Annotated in this window: 22 protein-coding genes and 2 pseudogenes; 20 read left to right on the forward strand and 4 right to left on the reverse strand. The window is 34.5% G+C overall.

What is annotated here, in order from left to right:
- Positions 1 to 96: 96 nt before the first annotated feature.
- Positions 97 to 894, reverse strand: coding sequence for a hypothetical protein (locus tag ACQCT5_RS22135; protein WP_499645234.1), 798 nt, complete (start codon positions 892 to 894; stop codon positions 97 to 99).
- A 347-nt stretch (positions 895 to 1,241) separates the two neighbouring features.
- On the opposite strand from ACQCT5_RS22135, the gene ACQCT5_RS22140 reads away from it, so the two are divergent.
- From ACQCT5_RS22140 to ACQCT5_RS22225, 18 genes and pseudogenes are all read left to right on the forward strand, one after another.
- A complete protein-coding gene (locus ACQCT5_RS22140) occupies positions 1,242 to 2,144 on the forward strand; it encodes an alpha/beta hydrolase family protein (protein ID WP_499645236.1) in 903 nt (300 codons plus the stop codon).
- Between the two features lie 299 nt (positions 2,145 to 2,443).
- The gene (locus ACQCT5_RS22145) at positions 2,444 to 3,124 is read left to right on the forward strand and encodes a YdcF family protein (RefSeq protein ID WP_499645238.1); all 681 of its coding nucleotides are present in this window, start codon (positions 2,444 to 2,446) and stop codon (positions 3,122 to 3,124) included.
- Between the two features lie 238 nt (positions 3,125 to 3,362).
- Positions 3,363 to 3,779, forward strand: a complete 417-nt coding sequence (locus tag ACQCT5_RS22150) for a bis(5'-nucleosyl)-tetraphosphatase (protein WP_499645241.1) — start codon at positions 3,363 to 3,365, stop codon at positions 3,777 to 3,779.
- Positions 3,780 to 3,964: 185 nt separating this feature from the next.
- Positions 3,965 to 4,930, forward strand: a complete 966-nt coding sequence (locus ACQCT5_RS22155; protein ID WP_499645243.1) for a quinone oxidoreductase family protein — start codon at positions 3,965 to 3,967, stop codon at positions 4,928 to 4,930.
- A gap of 272 nt (positions 4,931 to 5,202) precedes the next feature.
- A pseudogene (locus ACQCT5_RS22160) lies at positions 5,203 to 5,400 on the forward strand (DUF4190 domain-containing protein); the annotation flags it as partial.
- Between the two features lie 149 nt (positions 5,401 to 5,549).
- Positions 5,550 to 5,990: an NUDIX hydrolase gene (locus ACQCT5_RS22165; protein WP_499645245.1), complete on the forward strand. Its 441-nt coding sequence runs from the start codon at positions 5,550 to 5,552 to the stop codon at positions 5,988 to 5,990.
- Between the two features lie 126 nt (positions 5,991 to 6,116).
- Positions 6,117 to 6,629, forward strand: coding sequence for a nucleoside deaminase (locus tag ACQCT5_RS22170; RefSeq protein WP_499645247.1), 513 nt, complete (start codon positions 6,117 to 6,119; stop codon positions 6,627 to 6,629).
- Positions 6,630 to 6,776: 147 nt separating this feature from the next.
- Entirely contained in the window at positions 6,777 to 7,325 is a 549-nt protein-coding gene (locus ACQCT5_RS22175; RefSeq protein WP_499645249.1) for a nucleotidyltransferase domain-containing protein, read from the forward strand.
- A 224-nt stretch (positions 7,326 to 7,549) separates the two neighbouring features.
- Positions 7,550 to 8,023, forward strand: coding sequence for a DUF1203 domain-containing protein (locus ACQCT5_RS22180; RefSeq protein ID WP_499639116.1), 474 nt, complete (start codon positions 7,550 to 7,552; stop codon positions 8,021 to 8,023).
- 111 nt (positions 8,024 to 8,134) lie between these two features.
- Positions 8,135 to 8,650 (forward strand): annotated as a pseudogene (locus ACQCT5_RS22185) (nucleoside/nucleotide kinase family protein); the annotation flags it as partial.
- Positions 8,651 to 8,750: 100 nt separating this feature from the next.
- The gene (locus ACQCT5_RS22190) at positions 8,751 to 9,665 is read left to right on the forward strand and encodes a MazG nucleotide pyrophosphohydrolase domain-containing protein (RefSeq protein ID WP_499645251.1); all 915 of its coding nucleotides are present in this window, start codon (positions 8,751 to 8,753) and stop codon (positions 9,663 to 9,665) included.
- A 273-nt stretch (positions 9,666 to 9,938) separates the two neighbouring features.
- Positions 9,939 to 10,556 (forward strand): hypothetical protein, encoded by a 618-nt coding sequence (locus tag ACQCT5_RS22195; protein WP_499645253.1) that lies wholly within the window; start codon positions 9,939 to 9,941, stop codon positions 10,554 to 10,556.
- A gap of 132 nt (positions 10,557 to 10,688) precedes the next feature.
- On the forward strand, positions 10,689 to 11,075 hold the full coding sequence (locus ACQCT5_RS22200) for a DUF3888 domain-containing protein (protein WP_499645255.1): 387 nt from the start codon (positions 10,689 to 10,691) through the stop codon (positions 11,073 to 11,075).
- A gap of 265 nt (positions 11,076 to 11,340) precedes the next feature.
- Entirely contained in the window at positions 11,341 to 11,811 is a 471-nt protein-coding gene (locus tag ACQCT5_RS22205) for an RNA-binding protein (protein WP_499645257.1), read from the forward strand.
- 235 nt (positions 11,812 to 12,046) lie between these two features.
- Positions 12,047 to 12,334 carry a TIGR04104 family putative zinc finger protein gene (locus tag ACQCT5_RS22210; RefSeq protein ID WP_499645259.1) on the forward strand — a complete coding sequence of 96 codons (288 nt, stop codon included), beginning with the start codon at positions 12,047 to 12,049 and terminating at the stop codon, positions 12,332 to 12,334.
- Between the two features lie 237 nt (positions 12,335 to 12,571).
- The gene (locus ACQCT5_RS22215; RefSeq protein ID WP_499645261.1) at positions 12,572 to 13,387 is read left to right on the forward strand and encodes a lipid II flippase Amj family protein; all 816 of its coding nucleotides are present in this window, start codon (positions 12,572 to 12,574) and stop codon (positions 13,385 to 13,387) included.
- Positions 13,388 to 13,913: 526 nt separating this feature from the next.
- Positions 13,914 to 14,789, forward strand: a complete 876-nt coding sequence (locus tag ACQCT5_RS22220; RefSeq protein WP_499645263.1) for an aminoglycoside phosphotransferase family protein — start codon at positions 13,914 to 13,916, stop codon at positions 14,787 to 14,789.
- 307 nt (positions 14,790 to 15,096) lie between these two features.
- Positions 15,097 to 15,942, forward strand: a complete 846-nt coding sequence (locus ACQCT5_RS22225) for an AraC family transcriptional regulator (RefSeq protein ID WP_499645265.1) — start codon at positions 15,097 to 15,099, stop codon at positions 15,940 to 15,942.
- Between the two features lie 204 nt (positions 15,943 to 16,146).
- On the opposite strand, the gene ACQCT5_RS22230 is transcribed toward ACQCT5_RS22225, so the two are convergent.
- From ACQCT5_RS22230 to ACQCT5_RS22240, 3 genes are all read right to left on the reverse strand, one after another.
- Entirely contained in the window at positions 16,147 to 17,118 is a 972-nt protein-coding gene (locus ACQCT5_RS22230; protein ID WP_499645267.1) for an arsenic resistance protein, read from the reverse strand.
- Between the two features lie 188 nt (positions 17,119 to 17,306).
- Positions 17,307 to 17,639, reverse strand: coding sequence for a hypothetical protein (locus ACQCT5_RS22235; RefSeq protein WP_499645269.1), 333 nt, complete (start codon positions 17,637 to 17,639; stop codon positions 17,307 to 17,309).
- A gap of 26 nt (positions 17,640 to 17,665) precedes the next feature.
- Positions 17,666 to 17,899: a hypothetical protein gene (locus ACQCT5_RS22240; protein ID WP_499645272.1), complete on the reverse strand. Its 234-nt coding sequence runs from the start codon at positions 17,897 to 17,899 to the stop codon at positions 17,666 to 17,668.
- 72 nt (positions 17,900 to 17,971) lie between these two features.
- On the opposite strand from ACQCT5_RS22240, the gene ACQCT5_RS22245 reads away from it, so the two are divergent.
- A complete protein-coding gene (locus ACQCT5_RS22245; protein WP_499645274.1) occupies positions 17,972 to 18,373 on the forward strand; it encodes a MerR family transcriptional regulator in 402 nt (133 codons plus the stop codon).
- Between the two features lie 175 nt (positions 18,374 to 18,548).
- On the forward strand, positions 18,549 to 19,583 hold the full coding sequence (locus tag ACQCT5_RS22250) for a serine hydrolase domain-containing protein (protein WP_499645276.1): 1,035 nt from the start codon (positions 18,549 to 18,551) through the stop codon (positions 19,581 to 19,583).
- Positions 19,584 to 19,807: the final 224 nt, after the last annotated feature.

Here is a 19,807-nt window from a genome sequence, read left to right on the forward strand (position 1 = left end):
AGATGTAGCCACTAGTCTAAGCAGGAATAGTGGCTGTTTTTGTTGAATTAAAGGGAGAATAGTTGAATAAGAATCGATATAAAAGTAGCAGTCTTATCAATTTACTTGATAAGGCAAAAGCTCACATTTTTCACGTTCATTTAATTTTTGTTTTTGTTTTAACCAAAAATCTGGTGGTTGATAACTAATTAGAGAATAATCTAGTTCGGCTCCATTCGTTGCTAAATGAACCAACAAAAGCTTCTCCTTATTACTTGGGTGTATATCTGCTGTTTTAATGGCAACAACCTCTACTCCAGTTCGTTTAGGGGTTCCAACAACAACAACTTGATTTCCTTTAGTATAGACATCTGTGATATTTGTTTGAAAAACAACTATATATAAGTCAAGGTCTGTTTCATTTATATCAGTAGGAAAATCAATACCCACATTCTGTTGAAAATTTAATTCACCTGAAATCCCTATGGCATAAAAAGGGAATATACGGTGGAGAGCATAATGAATTCGAGAAGGAACATAGCTCCATCTCCCACCCCAAAATGTGCTATGCCAGTGTTCTTCATATATTGGTCTAATATAGTTCGGTACGCTTTTTATTACTTTGAAAGGAATTTTTGATCCTTCTATTAACACTTCTCCGATTTCGGTGACATCGGTAGGGAAATGTATTTCTGTTCCTTTTTCAAATGGGAAAGGCGAATCAAGAATAGTAATGGGTTCAGGTGGTTCAAGGTTATCTAAACGTTGTTCTAATTCCTGAATTCGTATGTGTTCACTTTTATCACTATTCGATTTCGAAAAGGATAACTCCATTGCCTTTATGGACTCACCGTTAACAAATAAGCTTAAAATAATGGAAAAACAAATAATAAAACCAGTCTTTGTTTTTAACATAATCTAATCACCTCACCATATTTTCTGCTTTAACAATTGAGATATGCGTAAGATTAGTTATTAAAGTAAAGGGAGCTTATCAGGAGCAAGGGTAAGCTTTTTGTTTTGTGAAATTATTTACTGAGTTAATGGTCGAGGTTTGAAATAAATGGAATTAAGCAATAGGGCAGCATTCTGTTTTATAAAGTTTTTTAATCTGAGGGAAGAAACAGTCCGTTATTATGAAAATAATGGTCTGAATTTGTAGGTAGAAAAAAATTTGAACTTATGATGAAATACTTAGACATTACAAGTTATCTCGCTTTGATGTTGGAGTTACGCGTTATAAGAGATGAGGGACAAGAAAATTGTATAAACTGGAACAAGCCGAAGCATTAAGTTTAAAGATGCAAGATGGTGTTAATCTAAATGGTCATTTATTTAAACCTGATGGACTTACTAAGTACCCATTAATTATTTTTGTAAATGGTTCTGGTGTACTTTCATACGAGACTGATATGCAAGAGGAACAGTTCTATTTTTGTCGCACCCTTGTAAACATTTGTATGGCAGAGGGGTTCGCTCTCTTACTAGTCAATAAGCGTGGAGTCGGGCGTTCGGAAGGAAACTGGAAAACTCAAACCTTTTATGACAGAGCAAATGACATACATACTGTTATTTTGACTATGATGAAACGTCCTGACATTATAGAAAATCAGATAAGTGTATCTGGGCATAGTCAAGGTGGTTGGGTGGTTCAAATGCTTGCTTCTCTTTATCCTGACTTACTAAAATCTGCTCTGAGCATTGCTGGTCCATCATATAGTGTTAAAGAGCAAATTGTGGACAATATTGACTCAATCCTGATTAAAAATGGTTGCATCCGTTTAGTAAAGTGGATGCGTCCTATTAGTAGATTAGCCCTTACTTCATATCATTATTTATCCAAGATAGTAAAACTCGGGTACTTGAGTCACATCTTAGATTATGATGCCAGAGGAACCATTCCTAAAATAAAGATTCCTATCTACTTTGCTTTTGCAGAAAACGATGAACTTGTTCCTTTGGAACACAACGAACCACTAGCACGAGAATTGCTGGCAGGAATAACGGTTCCATATAAAATCACTATTTCTCCAGGCGTAAATCACAGTTTTGCAAGGTCGAAAAAATACCAACCTTGGGATGTAATCGAATCAAAAGTAAGTCCAGAATTAATTAATTTAATCAAGGATTTTTGTAAATGGACAAGGGAAGATTTTGTAGATTAAAAGGGAAAGATTTAAATTGCTAATCTTGGCAATGAGTTTGGTTTTTGGTTTTCTTTTTTGCAAGTTTGGTCTAAAACCAAGGTATCGTGCAAATGACATACTTTGGTGAATTCATTTAGTGTAGCAATAAAAAAACAGGTTATTCTTCCACGATCGGGCGCGAACCTTTAACAAGGATCTGCGCTCGTTTTTTATTTTGAGGTTAGTTTACCTAAACTAACTTATTGTGGAAATAATGGAAATTTGAGATGATGTAGTAAAGATTGTTTTGAGTTCATTATGTAAAAAGGGGGTACGTTGTGGGAATACCTAAATATCCTGAAGTTCCTAAGCTTACAGATAAACAAATTGACGAGATTACAGAAATAGTGTTTTGGAAAGAGGTTGAGCCTATAAAATGCGATGCAATATTTGTGTTTGGAGGTTCACACCCTGGTAATTGGAAGAAACCTTTAGAAGCTTATCAAAAAGGTTTAGGTGACTGTATTATTGCAACTGGAGGAAGTAGTTTATCAAAAATGCGACATCCTGAATGGGATAATATAGGTTTCTCAGAAGCTGAGGTCATTGTTAAGAACTTACTTGAAAATGGTGTTCCTAAAGAAGTTATTAGCTATGAAACTTCATCTATGCACTCCATTGCAAATGTAACGGAAGCCAAGAAAATATTTGATTTTACATCAATAAATAGCTTGTTATTTGTTTGTAAAAGTATCGCTACGGGTAGGCAGTACCGTACTTTATTAAAATATCTCCCGCCGAATATTAGATTTATATCGTATCCTTTTGATACAAGTTTTGATGGTCAAACGACTATAAAGAGAGATAACTGGATGCTAAATGAGAGGAATAAGTCCCTAGTGTTTGGCGAGTATTTAAGGAATATTATTTATGGAATGGAAGGGATGATAAATGCTCCGAGAAAACACGTTGTAGGACTGGAAGACATTGTATTACATCACTATAAATCATTAGATTAATCTTGTCTCGTTAATCTAAATGAGACAAACTAAAGTCCGGAGTCCAAACTTTGATCTTGCACAACTGTTCTTAATTTTGTAGATAAAGCTACAGGGCAGAAAATGAACAGGGTATTAATTGATATTAAAGTTAATTCCAGCTGTTGCTTATAATAAGTTGTCCAGCAATCCGGTGCATTTCTTGTGAAAGAAATGCATTTTTTGTTCGATATGTTAACTTGGAGGTGATTATATACTAATGAAAAGCGAAAGATCATGTGGTGTAATTATATATTTAGACAAACCAGACACTAGATATTTAGTTGTAAAAAGTAAAACTAATGGTCACTGGGGCTTTCCGAAAGGTCACATAGAGGAAAATGAAACTGAGATTGATGCAGCAATAAGAGAAGTTAAGGAAGAGACTGGCTTAGAAGTTCTAATCCATGAAGATTTTAAGACAAGTATGGAATTTATGATTTCAGAAAGAACAATTAGAAAAGAAGTGATCTTATTCTTAGGGACACCTATGAGTACCCCAGTAACCATTCAAGAAAGTGAAATTGCGATGTATAAATGGGCTACATTTACCAATACATTAAACTTGTTTGAGTATGAAAATCAAAAACAAAGCCTTAAACAAGCCCATGAATTTTTAAATAAGAAATTAGGTTAAGGCATTTTGGCTATTCAAGAATCGGGCGCGATAGCTGCATAGGTAATCGCTCCTTCCATACTTAAGATTCAAGAGGTTAATTAAATGACATAAGATAAACTTATGAAGTAAGATAAAACTCTTCAAATTTTCTTATCAGCAGCCACATGATAAAATTTAAATAAGATTTGAAAGGGGATATAGAGATGAAAGCGGTCATTCAAAATGAATTCGGTGATGTGAATGTACTCTTATATACTGAGGTAGAATTACCTAAAATGAGCGAAAATGAAATTTTAATTAAAACAGAATATACCAGTGTGAATTATGCTGATGTAAAAAAACGCAAAGGTAACAAAGGGAGAAGTAATTTCCCAGTAATACTTGGATTAGATGTTGCAGGAACAATTGAAGAGGTTTCTGGTAATTCAACATTTTCAAAGGGAGATCGGGTAATAGCTTTTCCGAAAGATGGTTCATACGCAGAGTATGTAGTAGCAAATGAACAACTAGTATTTAAAATTCCAGATAGTCTTTCCTTTAAACAAGCTGCTACAGTACCAACCGTATCTATTTTAGCTTATATTCTAATCTATGAAATTGGGCAAGTTAAAAAAACAGATACCATTGTTATACATAGTGCTGCTGGTGGGGCAGGTTCCATGCTCGTACAATTAGCCAAACTAGCAGGTGTTAATAAAATCATTGCAACAGTTGGAAATCTTAATAAAGAAAATTATGTGAAGGATTTGGGAGCAGATATAGTATGTACTTACGAATCGTTTGCAAAGGAAGTGTTAAAACAAACAAATAATTTAGGAGCAAATATTATCTTTGACTCTGTTGCTGGCGAAGTTACAAGTATGAGTTTAGAGTGTTTAGCCTTATATGGCACTCTTGTACAATTCGGCAATAGCAGCGGTAAACCAGGCAACTTTAAAACAAGTGATGTTCATAGTAGTTGCAGAAATATTAAAGGGTTTAGCTTAGGTACTACAAGAAAACATGATCCAGCAAGATTAGCAGATATAGCAGAGAAAGTCTTAGAACTTTTTGCTACAAAAAAAATCACCCTTCCAATTGCACACGTATTTAATTTAGTTGATGTTGCACAAGCACATAAACTAATCGAGAGTCGGAACTATGAAGGGAAGATTTTGGTTAGGATTTAGAGTGGAAGGACAATAAATTGGTCTTACTCAACAATCGGGCGCTTTCCTGGAATAAGGATAAGTGCTCTTTTCTTATTTTAGAGACAGATTTTGTAGTAAAAAAGGATATTAGATGGTACATCTTGAATTTGTAATTTATGCCAGAAAAGAGCAGGGTTATTGAATAAGAGATTATTGAAAAACAGGTAAATGATAAAAGGGTGTGAATTGAGTTGACAGCAAAACTTAATGTTAAATAAAGCCCAAAAGTAAATAATAAAGCAGTTTTAACGTTAGTGTTGGGGATGTTTTCTATTTTGATATCAATCATAATGGCTTTTGGTTTCATACCAGGGATTATTGGGATTGTAGTTGGATTTTTAGGATTGCGCGAAATGAAGATGTTTAATCAATATGGAAAGTCACTTGCAACTATTGGGATTTTGAGTTGTGTTCTTGGAACTTTTTTACCTGTTTTGTTTATGATTTAAATCATAAATATACAATTTTAAGAAAACAGAGTTGAATTAAGTAATCAAAATAACGGGTGCGATTGCTTCACAGTGTACTCGCTTTTAACTTATTAAAAATCTCTAGGCCGGTTGATGAAGATGGACTATTTCTAAGGGGGATTGTTTTTATGTTTGTGGTTAATGTAGAAGGAGCCATTCACAGAAACGGAAAATGGCTTTTAATCTTGAGAAGCGAAAAGGAAGAACACGCTGGAGGTGAACTTTCTTTGGTCGGTGGAAAATGCGAACTAGAAGGTTTTTCATCTGATATTTTAGAAAGAACTTTAATACGAGAAATTATTGAGGAAGTAGGATGCGAAGTTATAGATCTTAAATATGTAAATAGTTCTTCCTTTGTTACTGACTCAGGTATGAATGTAATTGATATTGTTTTTCTTTGTCATCATAAGTCAGGAGAGCCTTATCCCAAAAGCAGAGAAGAAGTTGATGATGTTATTTGGATGACAACTTCAGAGATTCTAGTTAATAAAGAGCTGCCTGGATATTTAAAGGACAACATCAAACAAGCAGAGAAAATACTACTAGATAATTTCAATGTTAAATATTGATAATACATATTCAATAAAAGGGAGCATTTGCAACATAATGAAATTGCCCTTACATATTCCAAAATTGGCCTTTTAGTGTATTCATATAAATGAAAAAAGTGACACTCTTTGAGAAAGGAAGAAACTATGAATATTGATAAAGATAGATACTTTTTAGAGTTGGCTCTTGAAGAAGCAGAACAAGCATTGAGAGAAAATACATATCCAGTTGGGGCTGTTATAGTAGATGAAAATCACAACTTAATTGCAACAGGGCGAAATAGAGTACACCCTCAACAAGATGCAACTGCCCACGCAGAAATTGACGCTATACGAAATGCTGGACAATCAATTCTAAATGCTAAAATTAATCGTGATAAGTTTACAATATATACTTCTTTGGAACCTTGTCCAATGTGTACTGGTGGGATACTGTTTGCCAATATAAAAAAAGTTGTTTGGTTACTAAACGACGACTTAGGTTTTGGTGGTTATAGAAAAATTAAAAGAACAAAAGTATTTGATAACAGATTTTATGAAGTTGAGGTTGTCGAAGAACCATATAACGATTTGAAAAACAAACAACTGGAATTAATGAATAGATGGTCCACAAATCCTAATAACGTAATAAACTTGCGAAAAGCAGTTATTCCAGAATAGGGCGCAATCCATGAATAAGGATTAGCGCTTATTTTCATTCTAGAGCCACATTCTGAATTACGAGTTTGGTTAGCAAGTAGGTTATTTCAATTCTCATGCAGAATAAATCAATAGTAAAGTTGTATTAAATTAAAGGTGTGGATAAGGATGGATTTTAAGGATCTTACATTAGAAAATGAACATAATTCGAGCAAACAACAGTTAAATATACTTCAAGAAGTAAATGGAATTTGCTTATCTTTAAATTTGAGCTTGTGGCTACGAGGTGGATGGGCGATAGATTTTTTGCTAGAAAGGATTACACGGTCACATTCAGATATTGACTTAGTTACATGGATCCAACATCGTGAACACGTGGAACAAGCACTTGTAAAAGCTGGTTTTCAAAAAAAGGTAGTTAGTGAGTTTCAAACTGATTTCCTCAAGAACAATGTCGATGTGAGTTTTGTATTTGTTAGGATTTCGGATGAGGGGGAAATTGTCGCTAACGGTTTTCCGAACTGGGTATGGAGGAATGATGCCTTTACTTTAGAACTTTATACAATACATGGCATAGCGATAAATGTTCTAAACCCATACCAATTACTTGAGGAGAAAAGAGTTTATGAAAAAGGAACAGGAAGAAAACTTCGTCCGAAAGACCATAAAAGTATAGAAATTATTCAGCAGATTATTGAGGGGAAAGTTAGAAATTAGATTCTTAAACGAAGGCTTTTGTTCAAAAATATTAGCAATCTGGCGCGATCCAGGAACAAGGGTCAGCGCCATTTTTGTGGTGGCCAAAGAGAATTTCATATTGTAGGAATTATTAGATTATGAAATAATTGGAATTAAGCAATCGGGCAGGATTATTGAACAAGTTTTATGAACTTTAGTGGTGCATCATTAGTGAAATGCTTTAACAACTGGAGGGGTAGAATATGAGAAATAACTTTCAAATCGTTGCGTTACAAGAGAAGGAGTTTAATAACCTTTTTCTAATGAATGAAGAAGCATTAAAAAGTATCGGGGCAGTCAAAATAATAGCAAATAACAATCCTGGATATCCTTGCAGGATAAGTTTGAAGGATGCAGAGGTAGGAGAAGAGGTAATCTTACTGAATTACCAATATCATAATGTTAATTCGCCTTATAAAGCAAGTGGTCCTATATTTATACGAAAGGGAGCAACTACCGCTAAGCTAGATGTAAATGAAATTCCGCAAATGTTACATCATAGGTATCTATCTGTACGCGGCTACAATGATGACTCCATGATTGTAGAAGCAAGGGTTACAGAAGGTGTAAATTTAAGAGAAAATATAGATGAGATTTTGGATAATAAAGAAGTAGAATATATTCACATTCTTAACGCTAAACCAGGATGCTATAACTGCCTTGTTAATAGAGTGTGAAAATCTTTAAGTATAATTTGCCATATGATAATTGGGTCTAATAGCTAAGTAAACTATACCATTTACATGGTTCCTTATCTTCTTTTAAACGCCTAAGCTGTAGGGGTATGTGGAGGTTCAGGTTGCGGTAAATCAACTTTTGTTAATAATTTGGTTGAGAGGATAGATAGGGAAAATGTTGTAGTAATAGAATTGGATAATTACTATAAAGACAGAACAGGTGTAAGCCAGGAAGAATTAAAACATATTAATTTTGATCACCCTAGTGCTTTTGATATCAATAGATTAATTTCAGATATAAGAAACCTTATTGATAATAAAACCACTCCTACGCCAGTATATAGCTTTAAAACAAGTACAATTATCAGGGAAGAAGTTAAATGTCCCAAACCAATCATAATAATCGAAGGATTAGTTTTATTTTCCATCGAAAAAATTTTTGACATGCTTGACTTGAAAATATTTCTGGATCTCGATGCAGACTTAAGGCTTATTCGGAGGTTAAGAAGAGATGTTCTTGAAAGGAGTAAGAATATAGAAGAAAATATTGAAAGCTATATTCACCAAGTTAAACCTATGCATGAAGAAAATATTGAACCCTTTAAGAAAAAGCCGACTTTAATCTAAATGCGGGGAGAGTATCTAATACCTCTATAGATATTATAGCTACATACTTAGAATGTTATATAGAGAATTACGAATAATCTAAAGGAGCTGAAATCACCTTATGAATCTTTTTGAAATGCAAAAGAAAGTAGATTCTTCAATTGAAATCCTGGGCGGTTACTGGAAACCTCTTTCAGCATATGCTCGTGTGGTTGAAGAGTTGTCAGAAGTTTATGAAGAACTAGATAATGAATCACTAGCAGATTTAGCAGATGAATTAGCAGATTTATTTGTAATTAATTGCTGCATCGCTAATCAATATGGAGTAATTTTTGATGAAGAATTGGAACGATTAGGCTTAAACTTAGATACATACAATGTTATGGAAAAGAATACGGATGAGGCTCTAAAGGGGTTTCTTTATAGAGTAGGTCAACTTGGCCGCATTCTAAACCACTATGATGGTGATAAAGTGAAAAAACCGTCTGAAACCGAGCAAACCGTTTCTAGAGAAACTACCCTTGTAATGCATGAAGTCTTTAAACTAGCAATTATGTTGGGAGCGCCTGTGTTTGACTCTGTAAACAATGTATTAAACAACTCCTTGATGAGAGATAAAAACAGATTTAATAATAAGTTTGATCCATCTAATTCAGTAGTATTAAAGAACATTAGAGGAGTACTTAAGGAAAGAACAGCGTGGAAATTATGGGGAGCAAGAGTTTGGGATTCTTCAAAAAGTGTAGCAGAAAACATTCAGAATAGTTCAGATCATATCAAACGTTTTATTAAGTGTAATGAGAAGGAAAACCTATTAGGATTTGCTTTTGAAGTGCCGACAAAAACGCCAGTAAATACTGATGAATTAGAAGTATCAATTGAGAGTCTTTACACATCAAACTTAAAAATTGAAACATTGTATCTGGACCATACTAAGTTTTTCATCTTAAGGAGTCCTTCGTCAATTAAAAATTATGGTTCTATTAAGAGTGTGATTCGGCTAAATCAAACTCTCTCAATAACTCAAGAAGGATGAGAAAACATAAAGAGAGAAAAAGCTGAGGGTTAGCCTTCAGCTTTTTCTTTATTCCATTATTGGGCAGTTTAATGGAAGTTGCAGGTAGTAAGAAGCTAATATTATGTCTATCTAAGAAAAACGACAAACTTGTTGTATTTGGAATAAGTCAACTCTATCCAGGTGTTCTTGGTAGTAGAAAGATGTCTCTTCTCGACAGATGTAACTTATGAAAAGTTAAGATTATAAACCTTTAGTAAATAAATACAGTGATTCGAAGGGGAGGCCAGTAAATTGGATATAGAAGTTGGATATTTACCAAAGAGATACTATGACTCAAATCCTGATGCTGGAGGTTTTTTTCCTTTTGCATTAGAAGGCACTACACCATATGTTTTCTCAATGGATGGTTTTTATCTTCCAGAATGTGATGAACACTTTCTGCCATTGTGGATGAAAAATATTAAAGCATTTCCAGTTTATTTTTGTGCTGAAGTTCCTTCCTATTTGAAAGATCAGATTGAACATAATTGCCAGGAATTCAATATCGGTTATAGATACTTAACTAACAAATACGACCGTTCAGTAATAGTTACTGTAATCCAGAATGAAAAGCAGTTTAAGGAGATTTTCCCTTTCTATATTACTCTTGGTAGTGGAAATGACTTAGTTTTATGGTCCACAAATAAAGATGTATTTAGATTAGAACAAAGAGAGTGGAAAGGAAATTGGGAAGGGAAAGTTGCGGAAACAGTAGTGGTCAAAGTAGAAGTTGATACAAGTATTTTTTGGATTGGCTATGATGGAGATAACATTGCGGTTATTTCAAATCAATCGAATTTCTCAACATATGAAAAAATAATCAGGACTTTTCCTGATTTTGTAGTTCCAAAGCTATGTGAGTACGAGTAATAGGTTATTCTTTGTTCCACTAAATGGAGCTATTCTTCAAGAGGGAGAATGGCTTTTTCTTATTGAAAGTAAAGATGCAGTTATTTGAATAAATCACTTTAGTTAATTGGAAACTAAAATGAGGTGTTCATTATGAGAAGATTAGTAGTCCTGGTTGTAGTAGCAATATTTTTTATATTCTCTAACACAACCATATTTGCAAAAACAAAAAATGAAGCTGATACGGAATTATGTGAAACATTAAAATATGCACTTATAAGTAGCCTAAGAAATCCAGTGGATAAAGCCATCAGCGAAATATATCAAGAAGATAAAAATGCACCTGAAGGTCTTACCTGGGCTTCATATGACACAGAAATCCTTGAAATTAAACAGTTGTACGGGATTGGTGGATTATATGAAATAACGCTTAAGGTGTATCCTTACTACCGTGCTCATATGAGTTATGGGGAAGATGAAGTTGTGATAAATACAAGAGGCGAACTCATTAGTTATAAACACCTAAAAACATATCCTTAACTTCAACTAAACATTTACTACACTTTCAGTTATTCCGTTAAATGGAGCTATCCTGGAACAAAGGATCAGCGCTCATTTTTTATTTTGGGACATGTTGTGGAGAGCAGCTTCTTTTAAAGATAAATAGTAAATATAATAGGGTGTTTAAAGATCTGAAGAAGTGTATTTAATGTAATTGGTGAAAATTTAGAAGGTAGTTCCAAGTAAAGTATTGTTATTTATAACTTGTGACAAGATAACCCTATAAATATATAGGGGGGATTAAATGAATCATTTAGTGATATTTTTATCCTTATTGAATGTATTAAATCCGGTTGGTACCAATACTTTGGAATTTAAAGCCAGTGAAACTTGTATAGAAATTTCCCATAAGTTCAAAGATCAATACGTTAATGAAATTAAACAAGATCTAATTAACAGCTTTAAATTGGATATATCTGACTACACTGAATATAATTCCCACGATGATACTGAAAAACTGTATCAAGATTTGGGTATCTACGATAAAAGGACTTCTAGTTTGACGGATATGCTTGTAGGCGAATACTACGGCGTGAAATTTGTATTCATTAACAAAAATCAGACTGAAGGGTACATTGTTTTCAAAGATAAAAACGGAAACAATAGTATAGAGAAAGTAATAAAGACAGAAAAAAAGTGGATAAAAGTTGATTTTAAAGAAGTAAAGTCAGTACCTCCGAACGAGTTTGATTATAGAGGTTTTTTCTGTCTCTAAGTCCCAAGTTCACTCTTGATTATATAAAAGAGTAACCGACAAACCTAATTATGTTATAAAGAGAAGAAGGAATATGTTAATTTTATTTATCAATAGGGTGCTATCCTGGAACAGGGGTTAGCGCTCATTTTATTTTAGGCAAGATGAAAAATAATTTATTGTAGGAATTTTCAGCTTATGAAATAATTGGTATTAAGCAATAGGGCAGGTTAATTAAAAAGAAGGTGGTTTTATTTTGCAAAAGTGTAAGAACTGTAGTGAACAATTTAGATGGAATAAAATTAATAAATCGTTATGGTTAAATTATAAGCCTATTAAATGTAGTGAATGTAAAACGACTCATAAGATAACGATTCTTGGTAGGTTCACATTTGTCTCTTTAACCATCCTGCCAATGTTGATATTTGGTTATTTTCTCTCACCTTTTAGCAATATTTTTGCGACTCTTGGAATAGGAATTTTTATTTTGATTTTGGGTTCATTAATAGCACCTTTTTTTATTACCTATAAAGCGTCTTTGTGAATAACTTCAATTAAACTAACTGGAGCTATAGTTGAAGAAATGTATAGTTATCTTGAAATCGAGTCTTCGGCAATCGGGCGCGATCCAGGAACAAGGATCAGCGCCTTTTTTATCGTGGCCAAAGGGAATTTCATATTGTAGGAATTATCAGGTTATGAAATAATTGGAATTAAGCAATCGGGCAGGATAATTGATGAAGAAATTAAGGTGCTAAATACATAAAAAGAAGGTATCTATATGGAGTTCTTGACAGAAAAGTTAATATTTATAGCTTTATTTATTTTTATTATACATTCTGTAGAAACACTCGCATATGCTGTGAGGTTATCAGGTGCAAGGGTTAGAATGATAGCGTCAGCTTTATCTCTTTTTAACATAATGGTCATAGTCTCCAGGTTAGCAAATATGTTGCAACAACCTTTCACTGGTAGTTTAATTGATACTGCTCCTAATGAAAATGCACTAGAGTTTGTAGAAATACAATTTCGAATTCTTATTGGAGCTTCAACCGTTGGAACGGTATTTGGAATTATTCTACTGCCAAGTTTCATAGCCTTATTTTCAAGGGCGATTATTCATTTATCAGAGGAAAGAGGTTCTGTCCCCTCATTAATGAAAAGAATACTATCCATACAGTACATAAAGCGTGGCATTACCCATTTTAGTCTACCGAAGTTTTCTTACTTGCAGGGTACCAAGGTGAAGGATATGCCAATCAAACTATTTTTTGTAAATATGATAATAACAGCAATATATACAATAGGTGTATTAGCAGCACTTTATGCTGCTTTATTAGTTCCTGAAAGAGCATCTACGGCTATTATGGCTTCAGGCTTAATAAACGGGATAGCAACAATACTTTTGGTAATCTTTATTGATCCAAAAATATCTGTCCTCGCAGATGATGTTGTTAATAAAAGGGGAAGTTATAAAAAGCTAAAAAGCATTTCAATAATGATGGTTACTTCAAGGCTTTTAGGCACTTTGCTTGCTCAATTCTTGTTTATATGGGGAGCAAAATATATTGCTTGGTTTACAAAGTTCATTGTATAAGCGTTATTCAATTATCGGGAGCAATTGCAGCTTAATAATCGCGCTTCATGGTAGAAATGTGCAACAAGTTGAGTTATAGGGAGAGGATCTAACTGGAATGGTTTAAATTTGTGTACATTTTAGCGTTAGTCTTTTGTCTTCTTGCTTCTATTCAGTTTTATTCGTTTTGGAAACGTTTTAAAAATCTTAAAATTGGCCATACACTTTCAAATGAATTCGTAAATAAAAGCAGGAAGAATATTAAAGTTGCAATAGCTTTTTTAGTTATTGGTTGTTTTTTAGGTTTAATAGGAGTTCTGATAAGCCCTTTTTAATTTATTTTATAGCTTCCTTATTCAAGTAAAGGGAGCATATCTGTAAAAACGGCCAAGATTACAGCATAAGACTTAAAAACAAGTTTTGTGGCATGTAATACTCCAAGGGGGGTACAGTGTAATGAATTTTACGGGCTGGATACATCAGAACGTTTTTGAGGAAAACGGCGGTTGGAAATTTAACGTCAGAGATACGGAAGGGGGAGCGTGCGATGTGTGAGAAGATGCACGTTGACGAATTGGAAATTGACGAGCGCCTTGTGCGTAGTTTAATTGTCGATCAGTTCCCACACTGGGCAAAACTGCCCCTACGACGTGTCGAGCCAATTGGCACGGTAAACGCCGTTTTTCGACTTGGCGATAATTATTCTGTTAGGCTCGCACGAAGAGCAGGACCGACGACACCAGGAAGTCGCGAATTCACATGGCTTCCAAAACTTGCATCATTAGTATCGCTTGATATCCCTATCCCTATCGCTCAGGGGCGTCCCAATAACGAATATCCGTGGTTTTGGGAGGTACATACCTGGGTTGAGGGTGATACGATGCCTATAGAGGAGATTGACGAGATTCAGGCAGCACGTGATCTTGCAGTGTTCATCGCAGCACTGCAAAAAGTCGATTCATCGGGAGCGCCGTTAGGACGTGGCATTCCTTTGGCGCAACGGGACAAGGACTTTCGATACTGGTTGGCGCGATTTGATGGCGACCCTGCAGTTTCTGCTGTGTGGGAGTCGGCTCTTACTGCGCCTCCGTGGAATGGCGCTCCTATTTGGCACCATGGCGATCTAGATGTACGTAACTGGCTTGTACGAAATAAGCGAATTAGCGGTGTGATTGATTGGGGTTGTATGGGCATCGGCGATCCTGCGTGCGATGTAATGGTGGCATGGAAGTTGCATTCGCCAGCGGCTCGAGATGCGTTCCGTGAGGCTCTTCCTATTGATGACGCTACGTGGGCAAGGGCACGTGGATGGGTCGTGTCACAGGCAGTTGGAATCCTCGCTTACTACACGCCGCAAAACAATCCGATTCTTTACAATGAGGCTAAAGCCTGGCTCGATATAGTGCTTAGAGACGAATTATAAAAGTGGGGGGAGTATCCTTAATTGTTTATCACCGAAAAGGATGCTATTTAAAGATAAGAAGGTAATGTTCAAAGAACAATTTAGTGATTTTAGATTAAGACATTTTGTAGTTATGCCATAAAAGGGAGCAAATATGGAAGATGCAGCCACTAGTCTAAGCAGGAATAGTGGCTGTGTTAGTTGAATTAAAGTGCAGCATTCCTGAATGTAAATTAAACTTGCTTTCGTGAAACCTACTTTTTTAGGCAAATAATATCGGACCAAACTTTTCTAATTCTTTTAATATTGGTATTGAAAGGGGGATTATATGGACTGGCTTGTTAGAATGAATAATGTATTAGATTATATAGAGGATAGTTTGGAGCATGAAATTGATTACAAACAATTAGCAAAGATTGCTTACTGTTCGGAGTTTCACTTTTCTAGAATGTTTGCATCTATTACAGGAATTTCACTGTCGGAATATATAAGGCGTAGGAGATTGACACTTGCTGCATTCGAATTGCAAAAAAGTGATATTCGAATTTTAGAAATTGCGAATAAGTACGGTTACGAATCTGCTGATTCATTTTCCCGTGCTTTTCAAAAAACCCATGGAATAAAACCGTCTGAATGTCGTCATCAGGGGATACAATTAAAAGCTTTTCCGAAAATTTCCTTTCAATTATCAATAAAGGGAGACACTGAAATGGAGTATAGAATTGAAAATTTAGAATTTGAAATAAGAATTGTTGGTAAGAGTAAACCAGTAAAAACAAACAGCGCCTTTAAAAGTATTCCAACACTTTGGAGCAAAGCGAAAAAAGAAGGATTTATGCAGGAATTAATAGATATGTCGTGGGAGAATCCGAAGTGCTCACTAGAAGGAATTTTAGGTGTATGTGGAAAGGAGGCAGCCATCACTGATCAAGAATTCGATTATTTTATGGGAGTACGGTATGATGGTGAGTTTCCTGAAGAAATGCAAACTTTAATTATTCCGCCAAGTACATGGGCTGTTTTCCCAAATATTGTTGAGGCATGGAAACGTTTATATTCTGAATGGGTTCCTACATCAGGATATGAACTTGCTAATTTACCTTGTATTGAATGTTATTATGGATCAGGACATAAACCGCGTCATGAATTATGGGTTCCAATTATTCCTAGATAATTCTTCAATAATTCATCTTTAACAACGGGCGCAATTCTGCAGCAAGAATTGTGCTCTTTCTTTATGTTAAGGGCCATTTAATGGAGGAACAGTAAATAAAAGCAGCCCAGAAAATAAAATAGACAAGAAAAAGAAACACCCCCTGAATCGTATTAGATTGACTATGCGATTCAGGGGGTGTTTCTTTTTAGAAGACATATGAAATTAAGTTGTTTCTTTACGTAAAAGTATATTTGGTACTAATCGAATATAAATGAGCTCACCTGCAAGTTCAACGATTGTTTGTGTCACAATTATAGCTGCTACTAATGTGCTCAAATTATCGGGTACGGCTAAAGCAAGAGGAAGAACTACAAGCGAATTACGCGTAGATCCACTAAAAATAAGTGCGCGACCTGAACCAATATCAAGCTTGAACCACTTTGCAATAAACCTAGAAATGATAGGCATAATAATCATAAAAGCAATATATATAGGAATTACTTTGATAATTAGGTCAATATATGTTGATAATTTCCCTATTTGAGACGATACAACAACAAAAAGAGTAAGAGCCATGAATGGAACGGGAAGCCATGTTGATAGATCTAATATTTTATTGCCGACAGGTGCTTTTCTTGCAAATAGCTGTATGGCAATAGCGATTCCCAGTGGAATAACGATGAGACCGAAAAATGCTTCCAAGAACGGAGCTGGTTCCACTATTCCTTTTGCTTCTTCTCCCATAAACAGCCATAAATACAGAGGCAAAAGGAGCATTTGTGTAATGAAAAGAATTGGTGTAGACATAAGGATAACCTTTTCATTTCCACGCCCTAGAGCTGTAAAAACAATGACATAATCAATACAAGGGGTAAGTAAAACTAAATAGACCCCCAGCAATAACGGTGGATATTCGGGTAATAACTTTGATAGAATCCACACCACAATGGGTACTGCTAAATAGTTAACCGTCAATAGAGCCAAGATAAAACGTCGATTAGCAAACGACTCTTTTAAAGATGTAAAAGGAATCTGTGAAAACATACTATACATTAAAATAGCGATGACAGCAGAAATCGTTACATCTAATTGTCCTGCAAAGTCTGGAACTATTAATCCAAATCCAGCTGCTATCACTAGTACAATGACATATAGCCAAACTTGATTATTTTCTAATTTTTCTCTAGTAAACATTATTTGGTTACCCCTTTTTATTGCCCCTAAAAAAGACTTTTTACATAGTTGTTAAATAAGGGGCTTATGTAATAAGTCATATCTAAGAAAATATTTAATTTGAACAGGAATTCTTACTTAATATATCATAATTATTGTTTAGTTTAGTTTAAAAACCCCTAAATCACAAAATGATTTAGGGAGGATTTTTATCCTAAGCGAAACTCTTCTTTTAGTAGATCTTTAACTGATTGATTTCCTGTTAGATCTAACCTAATTACATCTGCCTCACCACTTACTTTTAGTGAGAATTCTATGAATGGACAGCATCGATTTTCATAAGAAATCAATTCAACAATTTTTAATAGCAACGTGGGTTGATTGGGATAAATAAAAGTATAACCATTTGGAATTTCCTCAATAGACCGATTTACATTCAAATCTTTTCGAAGTTCGTCATAACGGATTCTTTCTTCTGAATTGAAAGAACCAATATTACAAGCAATATTTGAAGTGCTTTTACAACAATTACATTCAGCCATAAAATTAAAACCTCCTATTATTATAATTATTTATATTTACATGAACCCGAAGAACAATTACAGCCTGTATTTGCATTACATGTACTCTTTTTTACAAATAGAAAAACAAATAATGCCAAAGCCAACAATAATAATCCCCATTTCCAAAAACCAAAACCTATTCCAACTATACCTGCAAATCCAGTAATGCCAATAACGGGTAATGCACAACAAAGTGCGCATAATCCAACTACCCCAATTCCAGCAAATAATTTTTTCAAAGAAACTCCCCCTTAATAATATTATTTAAAGTATAATACTTAAAGTAAACTTTAAGTCAAGGGGTGATTATTATGGATTCTTTCCTTCCTATTGGAGAGCTAGCAAAAAGGGCTGACGTTAGTGCTTCTGCTATTCGATATTACGAATCGATAGGCATGTTGCCGATTCCTACAAGGGTAAGTGGACAAAGACGCTATACAATTGAAGTATTGGATCAGCTCAAGTTTATAAAAACAGCTCAGTTAGCTGGTTTTAGTAATCAAGAAATTATTGTACTTTTGGAGGGTTTCGATAATCAGGCTCCTCCATCAGAGCGTTGGAGATACATGGCCAATACGAAGTGTCTGGAATTAGAGGAAAAAAAGAAGCAAATTGACGAAATGTTGAATGTATTAAAAAACGGATTGAAATGTGAATGTCTAACTTGGTCAGAATGTTTTCCAAAGGTAAATTCAAAGGGTATTTGTTGTTAAAGAGTGATGGAAGGGTGAGTGTATTTTGTTTTAAGCAGGTTTGATGGTAGCCTTATTAGAATAAAGCAACTAATAGAAGTTCCTCTGTTATTCAATTATAGGGCGCAATCCTTTAACAAGAATTTGCGCTAGTTTTCATTTCGGGGGCAATATATCTCATTCGAGGGGGGAAAATATGAAATTCAAAAATATAGATATTAAAGAACGAATGGAACATTATAATGTACCAGGTTTAAGTATTACATTAATTAACCAAGGTCAAGTCAGTGGTACATATGATTACGGCTTACTAGAGGTGAAAAGTGATAGAAAAGTAAATAAGGATTCTGTTTTTAGTGCTTGTTCAATTAGCAAGTTTCTAACAGGTATGCTTGTTATGAAACTAACAAAACAAGGGCTTCTTGATTTAGATGAGGATGTAAACAAAAGGCTTGTGTTGTGGAAAGTACCTGAAAATGATTTCACTAAATATAAAAGAGTTACATTACGAAATTTGCTTAGTCATCAATCTGGGATTAGTGATCATGAAAATAGTTTCTCTGAGCTTAATATGGATACAGAAATCCCTTCGATGGTTGAATTATTGGAAGGAAAAACTCCATATTGTAATCTTATAAAAGTAACATACGAACCTGAGAGTGAATTCCACTATTCAGATGCAGGTTTTTGTATTATCCAGCAATTAATAGAAGATGTAACTGAAAGACCGTTCCACCGAGTTATGAACGAACTTATATTTGAACCATTAAGAATGGATAATAGCAGTTTAAACACAACAATGTTAGAAATGGAGCGAAAAGGTTTCTCTTGTGGTCATAACAAAAACGGTGAATTGGTGGATGGAAAATATCCTATATATCCATATCCAGCTGCTTCTGGACTTTGGACAACCTCTTTAGATCTAGCCAAATTAGTCCTTGAGTTAATGAATGCTGTAAAAGGAGACAGTAAGGTTGGTATTCCGGCAAGTATAGCAAAGGAAATGATATCCCCACAAAGAAGTAAGAATTGGACTGGATTAGGTGTGTTTCTAGAAGGTTCTGAAAAAGAACTAGAAATTACTTCACTTGGTTGGGGAGTAGGTTTTCAATGTATGATGGTGGCGTTTCCGTATTTAGAGAAAGGGGCAGTCATCATGACAAATGCAGAATTAGGTGTTCATCAAATGGAAGGGATTATAGGAGAAATTTATAAATCTCTTTTATCATAAGAAACTATTAAGGGGGAGGGAGCTTATCCAGTACAGGGTAAGCTTTTTTTGTATATATTTTTCTTGTAGAAGTTACACTAGTTTGAAATAATTGGTATTAAGCAATCGGGCAGGATTGTTGAAGAAGAATAACATAAAAAGAGGGGGGTTATTTTGGTACAAAGTACACAACAAATTTACACACCACCAAAACATTTTGTTTCAGCAGCAACTATTGTAATCAA

The organism is Sutcliffiella halmapala, assembly GCF_050107295.1.
In the GTDB taxonomy this organism is placed as follows: domain Bacteria; phylum Bacillota; class Bacilli; order Bacillales; family Bacillaceae_I; genus Sutcliffiella_A; species Sutcliffiella_A halmapala_A.